Here is an 18,010-nt window from a genome sequence, read left to right as displayed (position 1 = left end):
TCTAATTGCCTTGTCTCATATGCTAAAATATTTGCTAAGGAGACTAGAGACTTATGATTAATGTAATTACTGGTAGACAAGTAGACAACTTGCAAAATGAAATAATTGATCAAGCTGTTAAGTCATACTACCAAGATAAAAGACACGATGTTTTTATTATTGTGCCAAACCATATTAAGTTTACCACAGAAGTACGCGCACTTAGCAAGCTCTCTGTTTTAACAAATAAAAAACAAGTTGCAGTAAATAAATTGCACATCCTTTCTTTCTCACGGTTAGCTTGGTATTTCTTGAGAGATGAGGCAATTAAACTACCACAAATTCTAGATGATGCCGCTAGTGTCATGCTACTAGAGCAAATTGTTAAAGATCATCAAGGTGAATTAAAACTATTTCAGAATCAAACTCAAGTTACATCCGGTGCCTTAAGACAAATGTATGAGGCTATTTTATCTGTACGAGCCGGCAATATTGAGTTAGACAATATTGATGAAAAAAAATTAAATGAAGAGACCAGCTATAAAATTCATGACTTAAGAATTATTTATGATGAGTTTATTGAACGTTTATCAGAAAAATTTGCTACCAAAGATGAAATGCAATTATTGCTTAATGAGTTCTTAGCAAAAAGCAATAACTTGAGCACGATGGAATTTTATTTTTCTGATTTTTCACATTTTTCTTTGCAAGAGTTAACCTCGGTTCGTTTAATTTCAAAAAAAGCAAAAAATACAACTTTAGCTTTTAAGACAAAAATTGGCAAAATTGATAATAATGCTGAACCAGGTGACTATGACTACGTAGTGCAACGTACAATCGGCCAATTAGAGCATTTTTGGCAAAATCAGCAATTAGATTATCAAACTCAAGAGTATCCACTTACTCAAACAAGTCCTAGCTCTTTACTAAATGGGGTTTGGACAAAAACGAGTGGGTTTGATGAACGTTTAAGTAAGTTTTTGCAGCCAGTCAAAGCAGACTCGCGGTATGCAGAAGCCTATTTTGTTGCGCGAACAATTTACCAACAGGTAGCCTTAAATAACTATCGCTATCAGGATTTTCTAGTTTTAGCACCTAATTTAAGTGAATATGAAACATATTTAACTCCAATTTTAAGGCAAAACCAGATTCCTTTCTTTAATGATTTGCAAAGAGAAATGAAATACCATCCCCTAGTAGTTGCTGTTGAAAATCTACAGCAAATTTTTAAGCGTGGTTTTCAAACGGATAATGTAATTGCTTTAATGAAGACCCAGTTATTCATCCCTGACTGGTACAAAAATTCTGCTCGCTATCAAAATGATGTTGACCTACTTGAAAATTTTGTCTTAGCTCATGGTATCAAAGGTAAGCTATGGACTAAATCACTAAAGAGTTTTGTAGATGCAGATGTAATTGCCTTAGATAAATCTGAGAAAGAAGTAGAAGAACTTGATCGACTACGAGAGTACTTTATTGATGCTTTAACTAAGTTTTTTGAGCAACTTGATAAAGAAGAGGATCCCCAAGCTGGAGTAACAGTTTTCTGGAATTTTCTAATTAAAAATCATGTTGCAAAACGTCTAGAAAGTTGGCGCAAAGAAGCTAATGATACTGGTGATTTACAATTAGCCCAGCAACCAGAGCAAGTTTGGTCAACTTTAACTGACTTATTAAAGGACTACTTACTGGTAGCAACTAAGTTTTCTGTAGATCAATTTTTTGATCTGTTAATCAGCGGCTTTAGCGAGGCTAATTTCTCGCAAATTCCGTCTACTCTTGATGCAGTTAACATTTCTGAATTAGGTATGGTTCAAGGCCAAGGATATAAACGAGTTTTCATTATTGGTGCAACTAGTACTAACTTGCCCCAAATTGAAAAAATACCAGGTTTCTTTAGCTCTGAAAATTTAGAGCAGCTAAATGAAGGAAATGAAGCTAATGGATACTTAGAAGATCAGCAAAAGATCAATAACTTAGATCAAAATTACCAATTTGGAAATGCTTTGAGCTTGGCTAGTGATAAGATTTATATTTCTTATCCAGTAATTAATACTGCAAATGAACAATTAGAGCCTTCAATTTTTTATAAGCAGCTATTAAAGTTAACCCGCGCTAATGAATTTTCCCAACATGATTTACCTCAGAATAATGGAGATGTCTTAACTTTTATAACTAATCCAGAAGCAAGTTTAGGTTATCTGACTTACTTAAAGAATAAAGCAGCTACTGATATAGAGTCTCTGCTAGATATGACGGAAGAAAAAATTGGTGAAATCGCGAAAAATGTGCTTGAAGGGAGCAGTTTTAAGAATATACCGCAAAATCTTTCGCCTGATCTAGCCCAACAGCTGTACGGTGATCGGATTGAAACTTCTGTTTCACAACTAGAAACTTATTATCAAAATTCTTTTGAATACTTCCTAAATTATGGCTTACATTTGAAGAAACGCTTTGAAAATGAACTTGATGTAATTCAGGCCGGAAACTACTACCATGAAACTTTTGATTATCTAGTTAAAAGAATTAAAGAAAAGAAGTTAAACTTTGCTGATTTAACAGAGGAGAAGTTAGGCGAGCTTTTAATTGAAGTAAGAGAAGAATTAAAAGAAAAGGGCAGATATCGTCAGCTTTTAAATGATCCATTCAATAAATACCTATTCCATAAGTTAGATCAAACTACAGCTAATGTAGCTCATTACTGGCATAGCAGTGTAAATAAGACGACTTTTAGACCGCAGTATTCCGAATTAAGTTTTGGTAAAAATCAAAAGGTAAGTGGTCTTTCATATAGCTGGAAAGATGATAATAATAAAAAGAAGATTGTAGATCTTCGAGGAAAGATGGATCGAGTTGATTTGGCTCAAGTAAATGATCGAATTTTAGGTGAAGTGATCGATTATAAGTCATCCGCAAAAAAATTTGACCTAGGTTTATTTGCAAACGGAATTTCAATGCAGATGATTTCCTACTTAGAAGTTTTAAAAAACAATAACAAGTTTTTTGCTCAAGGTAAGGATTTAGATGTTTTAGGTGCATTTTATCAAAATATTACCAGTAGTCTTGAACGTTTGAGTAGTGAAAAGATGATCTTAAGCAATTATCAAATTAAGGATTTAGCTAAAGAGAGTACTAAGAAATTGATGTATAACGGCATCCTAATTGCAGATGAAGAAATGCTGGATCTAATAGAACCTGGAATGGAAAAAGATCGTGCTGTCTCTGATCTATATACCAGTGTTAAACGAAAAGTAAACGGCGATATTAGCTGGCCACAAAACCAGAGTTTTACTCCGGATCAACTAGACTTGCTATTAGCTTATAACTCCTACTTAATAAAAAATGCCGGTAATGAGATTTTGTCAGGAAAGATTGAGCTAGATCCTTATTCTTATGGTCAACAAACATCCCTTACTTATTCTGACTTTAAAGATATATTCTTCTTTGATGCAATGCTTAAAGAAAATAACTATCATAAGATTAAATCTATTGATAAAAAGACACTTTTGACCCTAATAAAAGAAAAATTAGACTTGGATGGTGAAGAATAGTTGACGAATTTTACTAAAGAACAAAATCAAGCAATTAACGATTATGGGAAAGATATCCTAGTTTCAGCATCCGCTGGTTCAGGAAAGACCACAGTATTAGTTGAACGTGTTTTGAAACGCATTTTATCTGGTACACCAGTTTCGTCGCTTTTGATCATCACTTTTACTAAAGCTGCTGCTCGTGAAATGAAGGAACGAATCAAGCAAAAAATAAGTGATCAAATTGAAAAAGAGTCGAATAATCAATTTCTTCGTAGCCAATTACTTGATGTGGATACTGCTAATATATCTACAATTGATTCTTTTTGTTTAGATGTAATTAGACGTTTTTATTATGTAATTGATCTTGACCCACAATTTAGTGTTTTAACGGATGAAACCCAAGCTGAGCTTTTAAAAGAGCGTGCCCTCCATGAAATAGAAATTGAGTACCTTGAAAAAAATGATCAAGATTTTCAGGATTTTTATGATAATTTTTCTGGTGACAGGGATGCGGAAGGAGCTCGAAATCTTTTATTGCAGTTGTACAATACTGTAGTTACTGAGCCTAATTATGAAAAATTTCTCAATAATTTACCCAATTCTTATCAAGTTCAAGATGATTTAATTGAATCTGACCTGTGGCAGACTCATATTAAGCCGCTTTTAGTAAAAGAGATCGGGGATCTGCAAAATGAGATAAAACAGCTATTTGAAAATCCTCAAATGGAAAATCCGGATTTAGTAAAGGTTAAAGAAAACTACGATATTTTTGCCAGCCGCTTGGAGCAATTGTTGAATGCTTTAGAAGATAATCATGCTTATAACGAAATTCGAGCTAATTTAATGAATTGTAAGTTTGAAAAGAACATTCGCAAGTCTAAAAAGTGGTCAGAGGAAAGTCTTGAAACTTACCAAGAAAGTCAAAAACTAAAATCTGATTTAAATGATCAACTTAAGAAGATTTTTGCTAACTTTTTTGTAGTAGAAGAAAAAGAACAGGTAAATATTCTCAAAAAGTCAGAAAAAATAGTTAAGACCATTGTTGATACCGAAAAAAAATTAATTAAGAGATTTGGTCAATTAAAACGAGAACAGAATTTAATTGACTATAGTGACATGGAGCAATTCGCTTTTAGCATTCTTACCACCGATACTTCAAATGCTCATATTGCACAAGAATACTATCAAGAAAAATTCAATGAAATATTAATTGATGAATATCAAGATGTTAACGCTTTGCAGGAAAATATCATTGCAGCTATCAAAAAGAAAGGACAAAACAACCTATTTATGGTTGGAGATATAAAACAATCTATTTACGGTTTTAGACAAGCACGTCCTGACTTGTTTTTAAGCAAATATCATGCTTATGGACAGAATGATGATAGTGAAAAAATTATCTTATCAGATAATTTTAGGTCAACAAAAAGAGTTACTAAGACAGTTAACTCTTTGTTCAATCCAATTCTAACTGCAAATTTTGGTGGAATTGATTATAAAAAAGAAGGACAATTACAATTTGGTGCGACTTATTATCCTGCTGACTTGCCTACTGCAAGTGAATATATTTTCACGGATAAAAAACAAACGCAAGCTTCATTTGAAAAAAATTTTGGAGACGAAATGGACTTCAGTGAAATTCAAATGGTTATTGCCAGAATTAAGCAACTTAAGGAAGAAAATTTTCAAGTCTGGGATCGAAAAACACAGCTTAAACGCCCGCTAGAATATTCTGATATTGCGATTATTACGCGTACTAGAAGTGACAACTTACAAGTAATGCAAGAATTTGCAAAGGCAGATTTACCTTTATTTGTAACTGATGCTCAGAACTATTTTCAAACATTTGAATTAGTGATGATCATGAATTACTTGAGATTGATTGATAATCCACAACAGGACATCCCTCTAGTGGCAGTCTTACGTTCACCGCTTTTTAACTTTAAAGAGCCTGAATTAGTGCAAATTAGGGTCAAAACTAGATCCGGAAATTTTTATAATGCTTTAACCAACTTTGCATCAGTCAATTCGGATCTTGGTCAAAAATGTAAAAACTTCCTTCAGCAATTAGAATCTCTGCGCTCATTTGCGGCAACCCATCGAATTTCTGAGTTAATTTGGAGTATTTACGAAAGAACTCACCTGTTAGAAATTGTGACTGGCTTGCCTAATGGACAACAGCGTAGAGTAAACCTAGAATCTCTATATGAGAGAGCCACTTCTTACGAAAGTGCTGGTTTTAAAGGATTATATCAATTCATTAGTTTTATCGAACGTATGCGTAAAAATCAAAAGGATTTAGCACAACCACTTTTAAGTGATAAGGCTGATAATGCTGTAAAACTAATGACTATCCATGCTTCTAAAGGTCTCGAATTTCCAGTAGTGTTTGTCATGGGACTAGGTCACAAGTATCAGACACGTGATTTAAGTGGTAATTTTACGATTAGTAAAGATGGACTAGGATTAACAATTAAAGAAAAAGATTATCGGATTGATTCACTAGTTAAATCTTTAGCCGATGTCGAAAAAAGACAACAAATGCTTGAAGAAGAAGCTAGAATCTTATATGTTGGTTTAACACGTGCTCAACAAAAGCTCATCTTAGTTGCTAGTGTAAGTGAGATGGAAACTAAGCAGAAAAAATGGGAAAGTGAAATTGATCAAAAAACGAACATCCTTCCATTAATAAGAAAAATCAATGCCCAGTCTCCACTAGATTTTCTAGGACCTAAGCTAGAACAAAAGCATGAATTTGATCAAACGATTGAAGACATGACCTTAGCTTTAGAAGAGCAAGATAAGATATATTACTTAAAGTTTGCTGTGCAGTCAGATATAGAAGAAAAGGATGAACAAAAAGACGATACTCAAAAATTAAGTTCCAAAATGAATGATGTAGTTAAAACCCTTTATAATTTTGAATATCCATTTGCGGATGCCACTAAGACTACAGCCTATCAGTCTGTTTCTGAAATTAAAAAAGTATTCAATGATCCTATGGATACTGAACTTGAGAATTCACGTCTTATTTCTTCAAGTAATCGATATTTACAACCGATTGATGAGACTCCCGTATTTTTAGAAAAACAAAAATTTACTGGGGCAGAGATCGGAACAGCGATGCACCTAGTTTTACAATATTATGATTATCAGGGTGATAAAACTGAGTTAAATTTAGAACAAGAAATTGAAGAGCTTGTAGAATTAGGTAAGTTAAACCCATTGATGGTGCCACACTTATCAAAAGAAGCTTTAAATTGGTTTGTAATGAGTGAATTTGCAGCAGAATTTTGGCAAAAACCAGAAAAATTACATAGAGAAAGTCAATTCTCAAGCTTAGTGAATGCTAGTGAACTGTTTAATGATTTTTCTGACTCAGCAGCTAAAATTCTAGTTCACGGAACAATTGATGGATATTTTGAAACAGACGAAGGTTTAATTTTATTTGACTATAAAACTGATTTTGTTGACAAAACTCATGAAGAACAAGCTATAGACAAAATTAAGCAAAAATATACTGGGCAACTACGTTTATATGAACAAGCATTAAACGAAATATCGGAAAATAAAAAGGTAATTGGAAAATATTTAATTTTGCTTGACGCAAGGAAAGTGGTCCCAGTAGACTAGAAACAGAATAGAAGGGAGATTATTATGAAAAAAGCCTTTACAGATGATGTTTTTGCGGTCGTCGATCTTGAAACTACGGGCACCCAGCGCAATCAAGGCGATCATATTATTCAATTTGGCTGTGCAATCATCAAAAAGCGTAAGGTAGTAAAAACATATTCATTCTTAATCAATCCTCATCGTGAAATCCCTCAAGCTGTTGAAAACTTAACTCATATTAGTAATGAGGATGTTGCTAAGGCTCATGATTTTAGCTACTATGCACCAAAAATACGAAAAATTTTAGAAAATACAATTTTTGTTGCACATAATGTAAACTTTGATCTTCCGTTTTTAAACTATGAGCTTGTAAATGCGGGCTTAGAGCCACTAACTGGAAAAGCAGTGGATACAGTGGAACTAGCACAAATTGTTTTTCCAACTTTTCCATCTTATAAATTACGAGATTTAACAGCTCGTTTGAGAATTAAACACTTAAATCCGCACCGAGCTGATTCAGATGCACTAGTAACGGCAAAATTACTACTAAAAGCAATTAAGAAACTGGAAAATCTTCCTCAGGCAACTCTCAATACTTTGACTTCCTTATCAAAAGGATTGCTACGAGATACTGACTATATTTTTTATGAAATTGGTCAAGTTACTCGGCAGACTAAGAGACCGTTGCCTAAAGACTTGATTCAGGTAAAACATTTAATATTGAAAAAGCAAAATATAGCTCCACGTCGTAATGATGTAGCAAGTCCTGGATCATTTCCTCAAAGCGATGATGAAAAGAAAGAACTATTTAAAAAGAATCTCCGCTTTAGACGGGGACAAGTTAGTCTAATTAATAGACTCCACGACTTTGTTTACAGTGACTCAGATAACTCACTAGTTGTTGAAGCACCAAATGGTAGCGGAAAAACGTTTAGTTACTTAATGGCTTATGCATATGAGCTATATTCTGGGAGAAAATTAGTCGTAGCAACGCCCACTAAGGTTTTACAGGAACAAATTCTAAGGCAGGAAATTCCACAACTTTTACGGGTTACTTGTTTAGACTTAGATGCCCAAATTGTTAAATCAAGCAGTCATTATTTAGATTTAGATGGATTTTACAATTCTCTTTATCAGACTGATAATCCGATTCAGCAAACTTTAATTTTACAAATGGGGATTTTGATCTGGCTTACTGAAACAGAAACTGGTGATTTAGATGAACTCCAGTTAACTAACTATCAGGCACCTCTCTTTGCAGCAATTGAACATCCTGGAGATGCGAGAATTGGAACAGCTTTTGCAGAATATGATTTCTGGAATTTAGCACGTAATAGACAAGAACAAGCTGATATTTTAATTACTAATCATGCCTATTTAGCTAATCACTATATGGACTCAATTTGGGGCCAGAATCCATTCCTAGTTGTTGATGAGGCGCATCGTTTTGTTGAAAATGTAGCAAGTTCAAGAAACGATTCACTCCAATTTGAAAGTTTCTGGGGGATGTGTAGTCACTTACGTAACTTGCTTTTTTATGCCGAAGATAGTGCTAAAGCACGTTTTGGTAATAATTTAGAATTCAAATTGATCTTAGATAAACTTGAAAAAGATACAAATGATTTAATTCATTCTATTAACAAGATCCAGCAAGCCCTTTATGATAATCGAAAATTTGCTACCAGTTGGGAAGAGAAGCGCCAAAATGCTATTAGTCTCGGATTTCAGGGACAGGATTTATTCAATAATATTAAGCACTTCAAGCATTTGTTAAATCTTATGCAAGATAATATTGAAATTGTGCGCCAAGAGACTAATCAACTCCTCTTTTTGCTATATCATCAACAAAAGAATCTTTTAACGAGCGATGATGTTTTAATAAGAGATCTTCAAGAAGAAATAGATCAGTTAGATTATTACTCAGAGCAAAACTATCTTTTACTTGATCAATTAAGTGACCCTAAAAAGTTAGATCATGAAGGATTCGTTTTAGAAATAAGCAATGAAGATGATCCATTATCTACTAATTTAACTTGGTTAACACTTGATCCTGAAGAAGAAGTTAAACAGTTATATCATTACTTTGATAAAAAATTATTTATTTCTGCTACTTTAGCAGAACAAGACGACTTCTCATACACTATCAAAAACCTATATTTAGATCCTAAAAAAACACTTACTTATCGAGCAAAACCTTCTTTCAAGGTTGAAAAGCATTTAAAAGTATATGCACTTTCAGATAATAATGCGCCGGAGGATCCAAACAGTCCTGAATATGAAACATTTATTAGTAATTTACTTACTCAAATTAAAGACTATAAGCATGTGTTAGTTTTATTTACTAATTTAGATGTTATCCGGGATGTTTTTAGCAGATTAAGTGAAAACAGTAATGCTTTAAAGGACTATGAAATTTTAGCTCAAGGCTTAACTGGTTCTAATGAAAAAATTGCTAAACGTTTCGGAATTGCTGAAAAAGCCATTTTACTTGGAGCAAATAGTTTCTGGGAAGGAATTGATTTTAAACATAATGGAGTAGATCTTGCAATTGTTACGCGTTTGCCTTTTGAGTCACCAGATCAACCCGAGGTAAAATTACGAACAGAATGTTTAAAAAAGCAAGTTGGAACTGATAAAATTTTTGAAGTGGATACACTTCCACGAGCAATTTTAAGATTTAGGCAGGGCTGTGGGCGCTTGATCAGAAATGAGCGTGATCATGGAGTCTTTGTAGTTTTAGATCAACGAGTTTGGAATAAATCTTATGGCGAACAGTTTTTATCAGGACTACCTGTGAGTGCTAAAAAGGTTAGCAAGCAACAACTACTAAATATTTTAAGGAATAGTAAACAGAATGAATAAATATGTAAAAAAGGGACTTAAAATCACTGGAATTGTGGTTGGGGTTTTGGCAGCAATTTATCTATGTCTTTGTATTGTATTTTATATTGCAACTAAGCTAGCAAGTGATACAGTTAAAGAAACTAATAAGATTGCCCTTGAAAAGACTCCAATTACTACAGTTACTAAGAACTACCATTTAAGTCGTAGCGTTGAGAGCAATAGTTTAGAAGGAATGAGTAAGAAGGGTAAAAAGTATTACTTCATTTATCTTCCAAAAAGTAAAAAAGCTTACCTTTATCAAGCAAATAAAGGTAAAAGTGAAGAACAGATTTTAAATACTTTTAATGATGAGCATCCTGGACACAATAACCCTAAGTGCCAGCTAGGTTGGTATAAGGGGATGCCAGTTTGGGAAGTAACATATAAAAAGAAAAATGGTAATTATGGCTATGTTCTTTATGATTTTAGAAATGGAAAAGAAGTAGTCTATGCGGACAATTTATAAATTTGTTAAACTAAAGAGTGATTTTTTAGTATAATAAAATTAAATTTAATTAAAAAGGTTGGTAAGTAATGACAGAATTAATCTCAATTAAAGATTCTTCTAAACATGTAGACCAAGAAGTTAAAATGCATGTTTGGTTAACTGATAAACGATCAAGTGGTAAGATTATCTTCTTACAATTACGTGATGGAACAGCATTTTTCCAAGGTGTTATTCGTAAGAATGATGTTTCTGAAGAAGTTTTTGAAGCAGCTAAATCTTTGCGTCAAGAAGCTAGTTTTTACATCACTGGTACTGTTCACGAAGATAAGCGTTCACACTTTGGCTATGAAATTCAAATTTCAGATTTAGAAATTGTTTCTAACAATGAAGGTTACCCAATTGGTAATAAGGAACATGGTGTTGATTTCTTACTTGATAATCGTCATTTATGGTTAAGATCTAAGCGTCCATTTGCTATTATGCAAATTAGAAATACTATGTTTAAAGCAACTATTGATTTCTTCGAAAAAGAAGGATTCATTAAGTTCGATGCTCCTATCTTTATGCACTCTGCTCCAGAAGGTACTACTCAATTATTCCACGTTGATTACTTCAACAATGATGCTTACTTGTCACAATCTGGTCAATTGTATGGTGAAGCTGGTGCGATGGCTTACGGAAAAATCTTTACTTTTGGACCAACATTTAGAGCAGAAGAATCCAAAGGCCGTCGTCATATGACAGAGTTCTGGATGATGGAACCAGAAATGGCATGGATGCACCAAGACGAATCTTTAGATATCCAAGAAAGATACTTGGCTTACATGGTTAAACAAGTTCTTGAAAATAATGAATATGAATTAAAGATCTTAGGTAGAGATCCTGAAAAATTACGTCCAACTACTGAAGGTAACTTTACTCGTCTTTCATATGATGATGCTATTAAAATGCTTCAAGAAGCTGGTCGTGATATTAAATGGGGTGACGACTTTGGTGCACCTGATGAAGGGTATATTTCAGAACAATTTGATCGTCCAGTCTTCATCGTTAACTACCCAACCACAATTAAGCCGTTCTACATGAAGAAAAATCCTGATAATCCTAAGGAATACCTATGTGCTGATGTAATTGCACCTGAAGGATATGGTGAAATTTTTGGTGGTTCTGAACGTGAAGGTAACTACGAAATTTTGAAACAACAAATTGAAGAAGCAGGTCTTAACTTAGAGGATTACCAATGGTACCTCGACTTGCGTAAATTCGGTGGTGTTCCTCACTCTGGATTTGGTATGGGATTTGAACGTACAATCGCTTGGATTTGTAAGTTAGATCACATTCGTGAAGCTATTCCATTCCCAAGATTGATTAACAGAATGCAACCATAATTGATAATCTAATATCATAAATATAAAAAGTTGAACTATTTTAGTTCAGCTTTTTTTGAAAGGAAAATTATATGGCGTCTTTTTCGGCTATTCAAAATGAAGGTTTTACGGTTATTTCTAATAGTCTTTTACGTTACTATCCCTCTTTAAAAATATCTGAAACTGAAGCAATGCTATTATTACAGCTAGAATCTTTCAAACAGGAGAAAAAGTTTTTCCCTAGCGATAACAATTTATCAGAGAGAATGAATTTATCTCCGATTGAGATTTCCCAGTTAATTCAAAACTTAATTGATAAGGATTTAATTGAATTGGGGCAAAAAAGAGATAGGGAAGGCCGCATAACTAATTTCTATGATTTAAATCATTTATATCAGAAATTAGATACGCTTATTGATGAAAGGGAAAAATCTTATCAAGATCAAGCTACTTTTAAATCCTCTACATCTACTCAACAATCCGCAAATCCAATTCAAGAGTTGGTAAGGCAATTTGAGATAGAATTTGGCCGTTTATTGAGCCCAATTGAAAAACAAGAAATTGCTGCTTGGATTAATATTGATCACTATGACCCAGAAATAGTCAAGTTAGCTCTTAGAGAAGCCATTTTAGCGCAGGTATATAATTTTAAATATGTTGACAGAATCCTACTAAATTGGCAGCGCCATGGGCTTACTACTCTAGATCAAATTAAAAATTTTCTTCAAAGAAACTAGGTAATTAAGATGGAAGAATTATTATCAGACGATGAAGCACGGTTGGTTTTAAAAAGAATTCTTTCTTTATATCCAGATGCTAAAGGAGAATTGAATTGGGACACAAAGTTTCACCTATTATGTGCTGTTTTAATGAGTGCCCAAACCACCGATAAAATGGTTAATAGAACTACACCTAAATTCTTTAAGGACTATCCAGATAGTGCCACTTTGGCCCAAGCAAATATTGAAGATATTGAAAATCACATTCGTACAATCGGTTTATATCGTACAAAAGCTAAGCATTTAAAAGAGATAGCACAAATTATTACCGAAAAATTTGATGGTCAGATTCCGAAAGACAAAAAGATTTTGATGACCTTACCTGGCGTGGGGGAAAAGACAGCTAATGTTGTTTTAGCAGAAGGCTTCAAAGTACCAGCAATTGCAGTAGATACACATGTATCTCGTATTTCTAAAAGATTTAATATCGTTAGTGCAAAAGCGACTCCTCATGAAGTAGAGAAGCGGCTTGAAGAATTGCTTCCAAAAGAAGAATGGATTCATACTCATCATGCTATGATTTTATTCGGCAGATATACAATGCCCGCTCGGACTAAAAATCAAGATCCATATTCTTTCTTACCACCGTTAAACTAATAAATAATATAAAAAAGATCCCAAAAGTCATTAAAACGACTTTGGGATCTTTTATTTTAGTTTAATTTCAATTATTGATTATTATTGGAGTTATTTCCCTGATTTTGTTGTTGATTTTGATTGTTACCCTGATTATTTGTATTCTGATTCTGTTGTGAATTATTGTTATTATTTTCTGGTTGTTTTTCAGTCTGGCGATTATTATTTTGAGTTTGAGTATTGGAGTTGTTGTTAGAAGTAGAAGAAGATTGTCTTTGACTTGAAGATTGTTCAGCACGACTCGATGATGAAGAACTACTGCTTTGGGAACGAGATTGTCCCTTAGAAGAAGTATCATCTTCTGTATCAACTCGTGTATCAATATCGTCGTCTTCCTCTTTTCGTCTATCAACAGTCACATCACTATACGGATTACTTGGTGCGTGACCTTTAACAAATAGTTGCCAGCTAGAATTACTTGCATTCGGAGAAACGACTTTATCTTGGGTACCATTAGCAATTCTGCGTCTAACAACTGTGCTTGGTTTTGACCAGTCTTTATTAGCTTTATCACTCATTAAATATGACATCATTTGCTTATATAGAAGTTGAGCAGACGATGAGCCAACACCTGAAGGAGTACCATCTTTAAGATTATCATACCCTGTCCAAATTCCCATTGAATAGAGTTTGGTATAACCAATAAACCAAGAATCTTTTGGTGAATTTTTGTATTGAGGATATCTTACTAACTCTTCATCAGAATATTTAACTGTTCCTGTTTTACCAGCTTCATATAAGTTTCTAATGCGTGCCTGTGTACCTGACCCCTTAGTCAAAACACCTTTAAGCATATCAGTCATAATGTAGGCAGTTGATTCCTTCATTACTCTTGTACCAGTACTATCGTAGTTTCTAGTCAAGCCATCTGGAGTTTCAATCTTAGAAACAAATTGTGGTTTGTGGTAAATACCGTCATTAGCAAATGCACCAAATGCGCCTGCCATTTGAAGAGAGGAGGCATTAGCACCAATTGCAACTGAAAGGCCGGAATCAGAAGGAACATTAACCCCAAGCTTTCTTGCAAAAAGGGAAGCTCTTGCAACTCCAACCTTGCTTAAAGTTTTAACAGCTGGAACATTTCTAGACTGTTCGAGAGCGTGACGCATAGTCATTTTACCCTCATATTTATTATCCCAGTCATAAAGTTGAATGTTAGTACCAGGGTAAACATATTTAGAGTCATCTAACATATGAGAAGTTGGCCAGTTAAGATACTCAATTGCAGGACCATAATCTAATACAGGCTTAACAGTAGAACCAGTTGAACGACCAGTTTGAACAGCACGATTTAAACCTAATTGAACTGCAGGAAGTTTACGGCCACCAATAATGGCAATAACATGGCCAGTTCGAGGATCAATAATTGTAGCTCCAACTTGCATCTTATCATTAGTAAATGGAACAGAACCATCATTTACTAAGTCATAAAGCTTTTGTTGAGCATCTTGATCAATATTAACCGTAATCTTCAAATTATCGTTGTATGGATTAAAGCCCTTACTCTTAACTTCATTAATTACTTCTTTGATGTATGGATCATCTACTTTTCGTAATTCAGAAGTAGATTTACTCTTCTTAGGCTGCAAGCCTTGGGTAATTGGCTCATTAACTGCTTGTTTATATTGGGCTTTTGAAATTTTATCGTTTCTGAGCATTGCTTTTAATACAATATCTCGTCTATATTTTGCTTTTTCTGGATAAACATATGGATCATATGTAACCGGGGCATTCGGCATCCCAGCAAGTAGAGCAGTCTGAGCTAAATCAAGATCTTTTAGATCTTTACCATAGTAATAGTCAGCTGCTGTACCCATCCCATAGTTACCATAGTTCATATAAACTTTATTAATATAAAATTCCAAGATTTGTTCTTTGCTAAATTCTCTTTCTACCTTCATTGAAAGCCATGCTTCTTGAGCTTTTCTACGAAGGGTTCTTTGAGAAGCGGCAGTGGAGAAGACCGATAACTTAACTAATTGTTGAGTAATAGTTGATCCACCAGCAGCTACGCCTTTACTTTTAGCATTAACTAAGACAGACCCAATAATTCTAATTGGATCGAGTCCAATGCCTTTTTTATAAAAACGCCTATCTTCAACAGAGACAATGGCATTTTTAAGTTCTTTAGGGATTTCATTATTATCAACATAGGTTCTTTTTTCTGACCCTAGAGAAAGAAGAAATTTTCCATCACGAGTATACAGACTACTTGTACCACCACTTTGAAGTTGAGCCTGGGAGATGCTTGGAGCGTCTTTAGCATAGTATGCAAATAAACCCACTCCAGAAACAACTACTAACATTGCTACGATAAAGAACCACTTGATTATTTGTAGCCAAATTCGTTTACGAGGCTTACCTTTTGGGTGAAGCTTAGCCATTCTAGAATTACTTGGCCTTTGATTATTATCTGCCATTCTTTTGTTCCTATCTATCTATAAAATTATCGATTGCATCCAAGTATGGGAGAGTTGGGCGAAATCCACTTTTAATCTCAATTGAATTATCAATTAACTCTTGCAAGGTCATTGAACTCTTATGTGGTGTCTTCCAAGCTTCAATCACAAAACTAGCAGGAGTTACAAAATATCGATTAAGAGTTACAAAGCGAATAATCGTAAAGCAAATTCCTTTTTGCTTTAAACATCTTTCAAGATGAATAATTTGGTGTTCATGGAAGTTCTTTAAAGGAAATAAGCTCTTATTTCTCGTTTCCTTAGCTTCAAAGTCCAAATAGCGTCCTTGATATACGCCATTATAGTCAGTTGTAGAAGCTTGCCTGAAGTAGGCTTCTTTTATAACTGCACGGGATCGTTTAGGATAGTCTACTTTAACAATCTGGACTGGAGTTGGCTTTTTATGAACAACGGCAATATCTTCAAGAAGATAATACTTATTAGACTCATTGATTTGTTGTTCTAGGCTCATTCCACGATCAGAAAATACAACATCTTTACGATGTTTTTGCTTTCTTGGATGTAAAAGGTCAGTTTGATCTTTAGTATAATGTGTTAAACTGCCTGTTGGATATTTTACCATCAACATCACTCCTGTTTAGCATTATAGCAAAGATTTTAAATCATTTTTAGAGAAAGGAAGGATCAGAATGAAGCGACTATGGGTTACCGGATATCGTTCTTATGAATTGGGAGTTTTTAGCGATAAAGATCCGAAGTTGGCCATAATTAAGTATGCTCTAAGCAATTCTCTAAAGAGTTTACTTGAAGAAGGAAAGATTGACTGGGTAATTAGTGGAGCAAACCTTGGAACCGAACAATGGGGCCTAGAAACAGCAATTAGTCTGCAGAATGACTATAGTGTTCATACAGCTTTGATGACACCTTATTTAGAATTTTCAAAAAGATGGAATGATAGTAATCAAATGAAGTATCAAAACCTTACTGATCAGGTTGATTTTACAGCTTCTACTTCTGACTATCCTTACATGAGGCCAGTGCAGCTTAAAAACTATCAAAATTTTATGTTAGAACACACAGATCGCGCTCTTTTACTTTATGATCCTGAACATTCAGGTAAGCCAAAATATGATTATGAAGCTATTAAAAAGTATCAAGAAAAAAGTGACTATCCACTGGATATAATTGATTTTTATGACTTACAAGAAGCAGCAGAGGAATATGAAGAAAATCATCAAAAGAATTTTTATTGAAAATAAATTTGCTCTTCATTTTTTATATACCTAAGACAATAAGATTTTGTTTAGATAGTATTCCTATTATTGCTTGAAGGATACTTATAACTTATACTAGTTGTATACGATAGAATGAGTGCCATTAAGCTATCAACTAGCTAACATTTTATCGCCTAAATTAAAACAGACATTAGTCTGTAACTAAGGAGTTTGACGAAACCAATGGCAAGTTTAAATGATATTCAATTAAATCCACAAAGTATTTTAAAAAAGCAATTTAGAACAAAAATGAAGGGATATGATTCTGATGAAGTAGATTCATATCTTGATACAATTATTTCAGACTACAGTACTTTTGCGACTATTATTGAAGATTTGCAAACACAAATCAGTGATTTAAAAGCTCAACAAAAACAGCAAACGTCTAAAAGCACTGCACCTAAGTTAGATTTTAAGAATGAAGAAATTGAGGATGATGTTAAGACTTATACTCCTCAGAAAGTACAAAAAGCTGCTATAAGTAATCTTAATGAAGACAAAGAAGCACCGGAATTAACTACTAATGTTGCTATGATTCAACGTATTTCTACTTTAGAGCGTAAAGTTTACAACCTTGAACAAAGAATGAATCAACAAGATAGAACTTACCAAGCTAATTAAAACTATGGTATAATAGTTATTGCAAATTTCGAGCGATCGCGGTTAGCTTATGCTAGCTGAGGAAAGTCCACGCACGCACAAGCTGAGATGCTTGTAGTTTTTGTACTCAGCCCAATAAGCTGGGGAACTTGTTTTTACAAGTTACGGCGGAAAAAGCACTAAATCATTTTTGACATGTGTGACTATCCTGAAAAGTGCCACAGTGACGAAGCAGTGAAGGAAACTTTGCTGGTGGAACGAGGTAAACCCTGCAAGCGGGCAACCCAAATTTGGTAGGGGCGCTTTCGTCTAAGTAAATGAACTAAAGACGAGGTCATTTTTAATGAAGATAGATGGTCGCTGAAAATAGGAATTAACCAAATCCTATTGGAACAGAACGTGGCTTATAGAGATTTGTAGGTTAGGGTTGAGCTTTGGCTCAGCCTTTTTTTATAGAAAAATTTATATAGATAGAGAAAATA

The 18,010-nt window shown here is 33.9% G+C and carries 11 protein-coding genes and 1 other RNA gene; 10 read left to right on the top strand and 2 right to left on the bottom strand.

Features of this window, described 5'->3' with window-relative positions:
• The first annotated feature begins 53 nt into the window (after nucleotides 1–53).
• The 7 genes from HMPREF0528_RS02915 to nth all read left to right on the top strand — a co-directional run bounded on the left by HMPREF0528_RS02915 (nucleotide 54) and on the right by nth (nucleotide 13,195).
• Nucleotides 54–3,530 carry a PD-(D/E)XK nuclease family protein gene (locus HMPREF0528_RS02915; protein WP_004894902.1) on the top strand — a complete coding sequence of 1,159 codons (3,477 nt, stop codon included), beginning with the start codon at nucleotides 54–56 and terminating at the stop codon, nucleotides 3,528–3,530.
• Nucleotides 3,531–7,145: a helicase-exonuclease AddAB subunit AddA gene (gene addA / locus HMPREF0528_RS02910; protein ID WP_004894901.1), complete on the top strand. Its 3,615-nt coding sequence runs from the start codon at nucleotides 3,531–3,533 to the stop codon at nucleotides 7,143–7,145.
• A 24-nt stretch (nucleotides 7,146–7,169) separates the two neighbouring features.
• The gene (locus HMPREF0528_RS02905; RefSeq protein ID WP_004894898.1) at nucleotides 7,170–9,986 is read left to right on the top strand and encodes a helicase C-terminal domain-containing protein; all 2,817 of its coding nucleotides are present in this window, start codon (nucleotides 7,170–7,172) and stop codon (nucleotides 9,984–9,986) included.
• Nucleotides 9,979–10,473 carry a hypothetical protein gene (locus HMPREF0528_RS02900; protein WP_004894897.1) on the top strand — a complete coding sequence of 165 codons (495 nt, stop codon included), beginning with the start codon at nucleotides 9,979–9,981 and terminating at the stop codon, nucleotides 10,471–10,473. Before HMPREF0528_RS02905 ends, HMPREF0528_RS02900 begins: the two co-directional genes overlap by 8 nt.
• Before the next feature lie 68 nt (nucleotides 10,474–10,541).
• Nucleotides 10,542–11,840: an asparagine--tRNA ligase gene (gene asnS, locus HMPREF0528_RS02895; protein WP_004894894.1), complete on the top strand. Its 1,299-nt coding sequence runs from the start codon at nucleotides 10,542–10,544 to the stop codon at nucleotides 11,838–11,840.
• 71 nt (nucleotides 11,841–11,911) lie between these two features.
• Nucleotides 11,912–12,556: a DnaD domain protein gene (locus tag HMPREF0528_RS02890; RefSeq protein ID WP_004894892.1), complete on the top strand. Its 645-nt coding sequence runs from the start codon at nucleotides 11,912–11,914 to the stop codon at nucleotides 12,554–12,556.
• A 9-nt stretch (nucleotides 12,557–12,565) separates the two neighbouring features.
• Complete coding sequence (gene nth / locus HMPREF0528_RS02885; RefSeq protein WP_004894888.1) at nucleotides 12,566–13,195, top strand: endonuclease III; 630 nt, start codon at nucleotides 12,566–12,568, stop codon at nucleotides 13,193–13,195.
• A gap of 71 nt (nucleotides 13,196–13,266) precedes the next feature.
• Here nth and HMPREF0528_RS02880 read toward each other — a convergent pair whose 3' ends face one another.
• Both HMPREF0528_RS02880 and recU read right to left on the bottom strand, forming a co-directional pair.
• The gene (locus HMPREF0528_RS02880) at nucleotides 13,267–15,654 is read right to left on the bottom strand and encodes a PBP1A family penicillin-binding protein (RefSeq protein ID WP_004894886.1); all 2,388 of its coding nucleotides are present in this window, start codon (nucleotides 15,652–15,654) and stop codon (nucleotides 13,267–13,269) included.
• Nucleotides 15,655–15,664: 10 nt separating this feature from the next.
• A complete protein-coding gene (recU, locus tag HMPREF0528_RS02875; protein ID WP_004894883.1) occupies nucleotides 15,665–16,276 on the bottom strand; it encodes a Holliday junction resolvase RecU in 612 nt (203 codons plus the stop codon).
• A gap of 67 nt (nucleotides 16,277–16,343) precedes the next feature.
• Here recU and HMPREF0528_RS02870 point away from each other — a divergent pair, with 67 nt between their 5' ends.
• The 3 genes from HMPREF0528_RS02870 to rnpB all read left to right on the top strand — a co-directional run bounded on the left by HMPREF0528_RS02870 (nucleotide 16,344) and on the right by rnpB (nucleotide 17,940).
• The gene (locus HMPREF0528_RS02870; RefSeq protein ID WP_004894882.1) at nucleotides 16,344–16,907 is read left to right on the top strand and encodes an SLOG family protein; all 564 of its coding nucleotides are present in this window, start codon (nucleotides 16,344–16,346) and stop codon (nucleotides 16,905–16,907) included.
• 204 nt (nucleotides 16,908–17,111) lie between these two features.
• Entirely contained in the window at nucleotides 17,112–17,549 is a 438-nt protein-coding gene (locus tag HMPREF0528_RS02865) for a DivIVA domain-containing protein (RefSeq protein WP_004894880.1), read from the top strand.
• 24 nt (nucleotides 17,550–17,573) lie between these two features.
• Nucleotides 17,574–17,940, top strand: an RNA gene (rnpB, locus tag HMPREF0528_RS09010) — RNase P RNA component class B.
• The last annotated feature ends 70 nt before the right edge of the window (nucleotides 17,941–18,010 follow it).

The sequence above is a fragment of the Lactobacillus johnsonii ATCC 33200 genome, from assembly GCF_000159355.1.
Classification (GTDB): Bacteria; Bacillota; Bacilli; order Lactobacillales; family Lactobacillaceae; genus Lactobacillus; species Lactobacillus johnsonii.
This window is presented reverse-complemented; position numbering and strand designations above follow the sequence as displayed.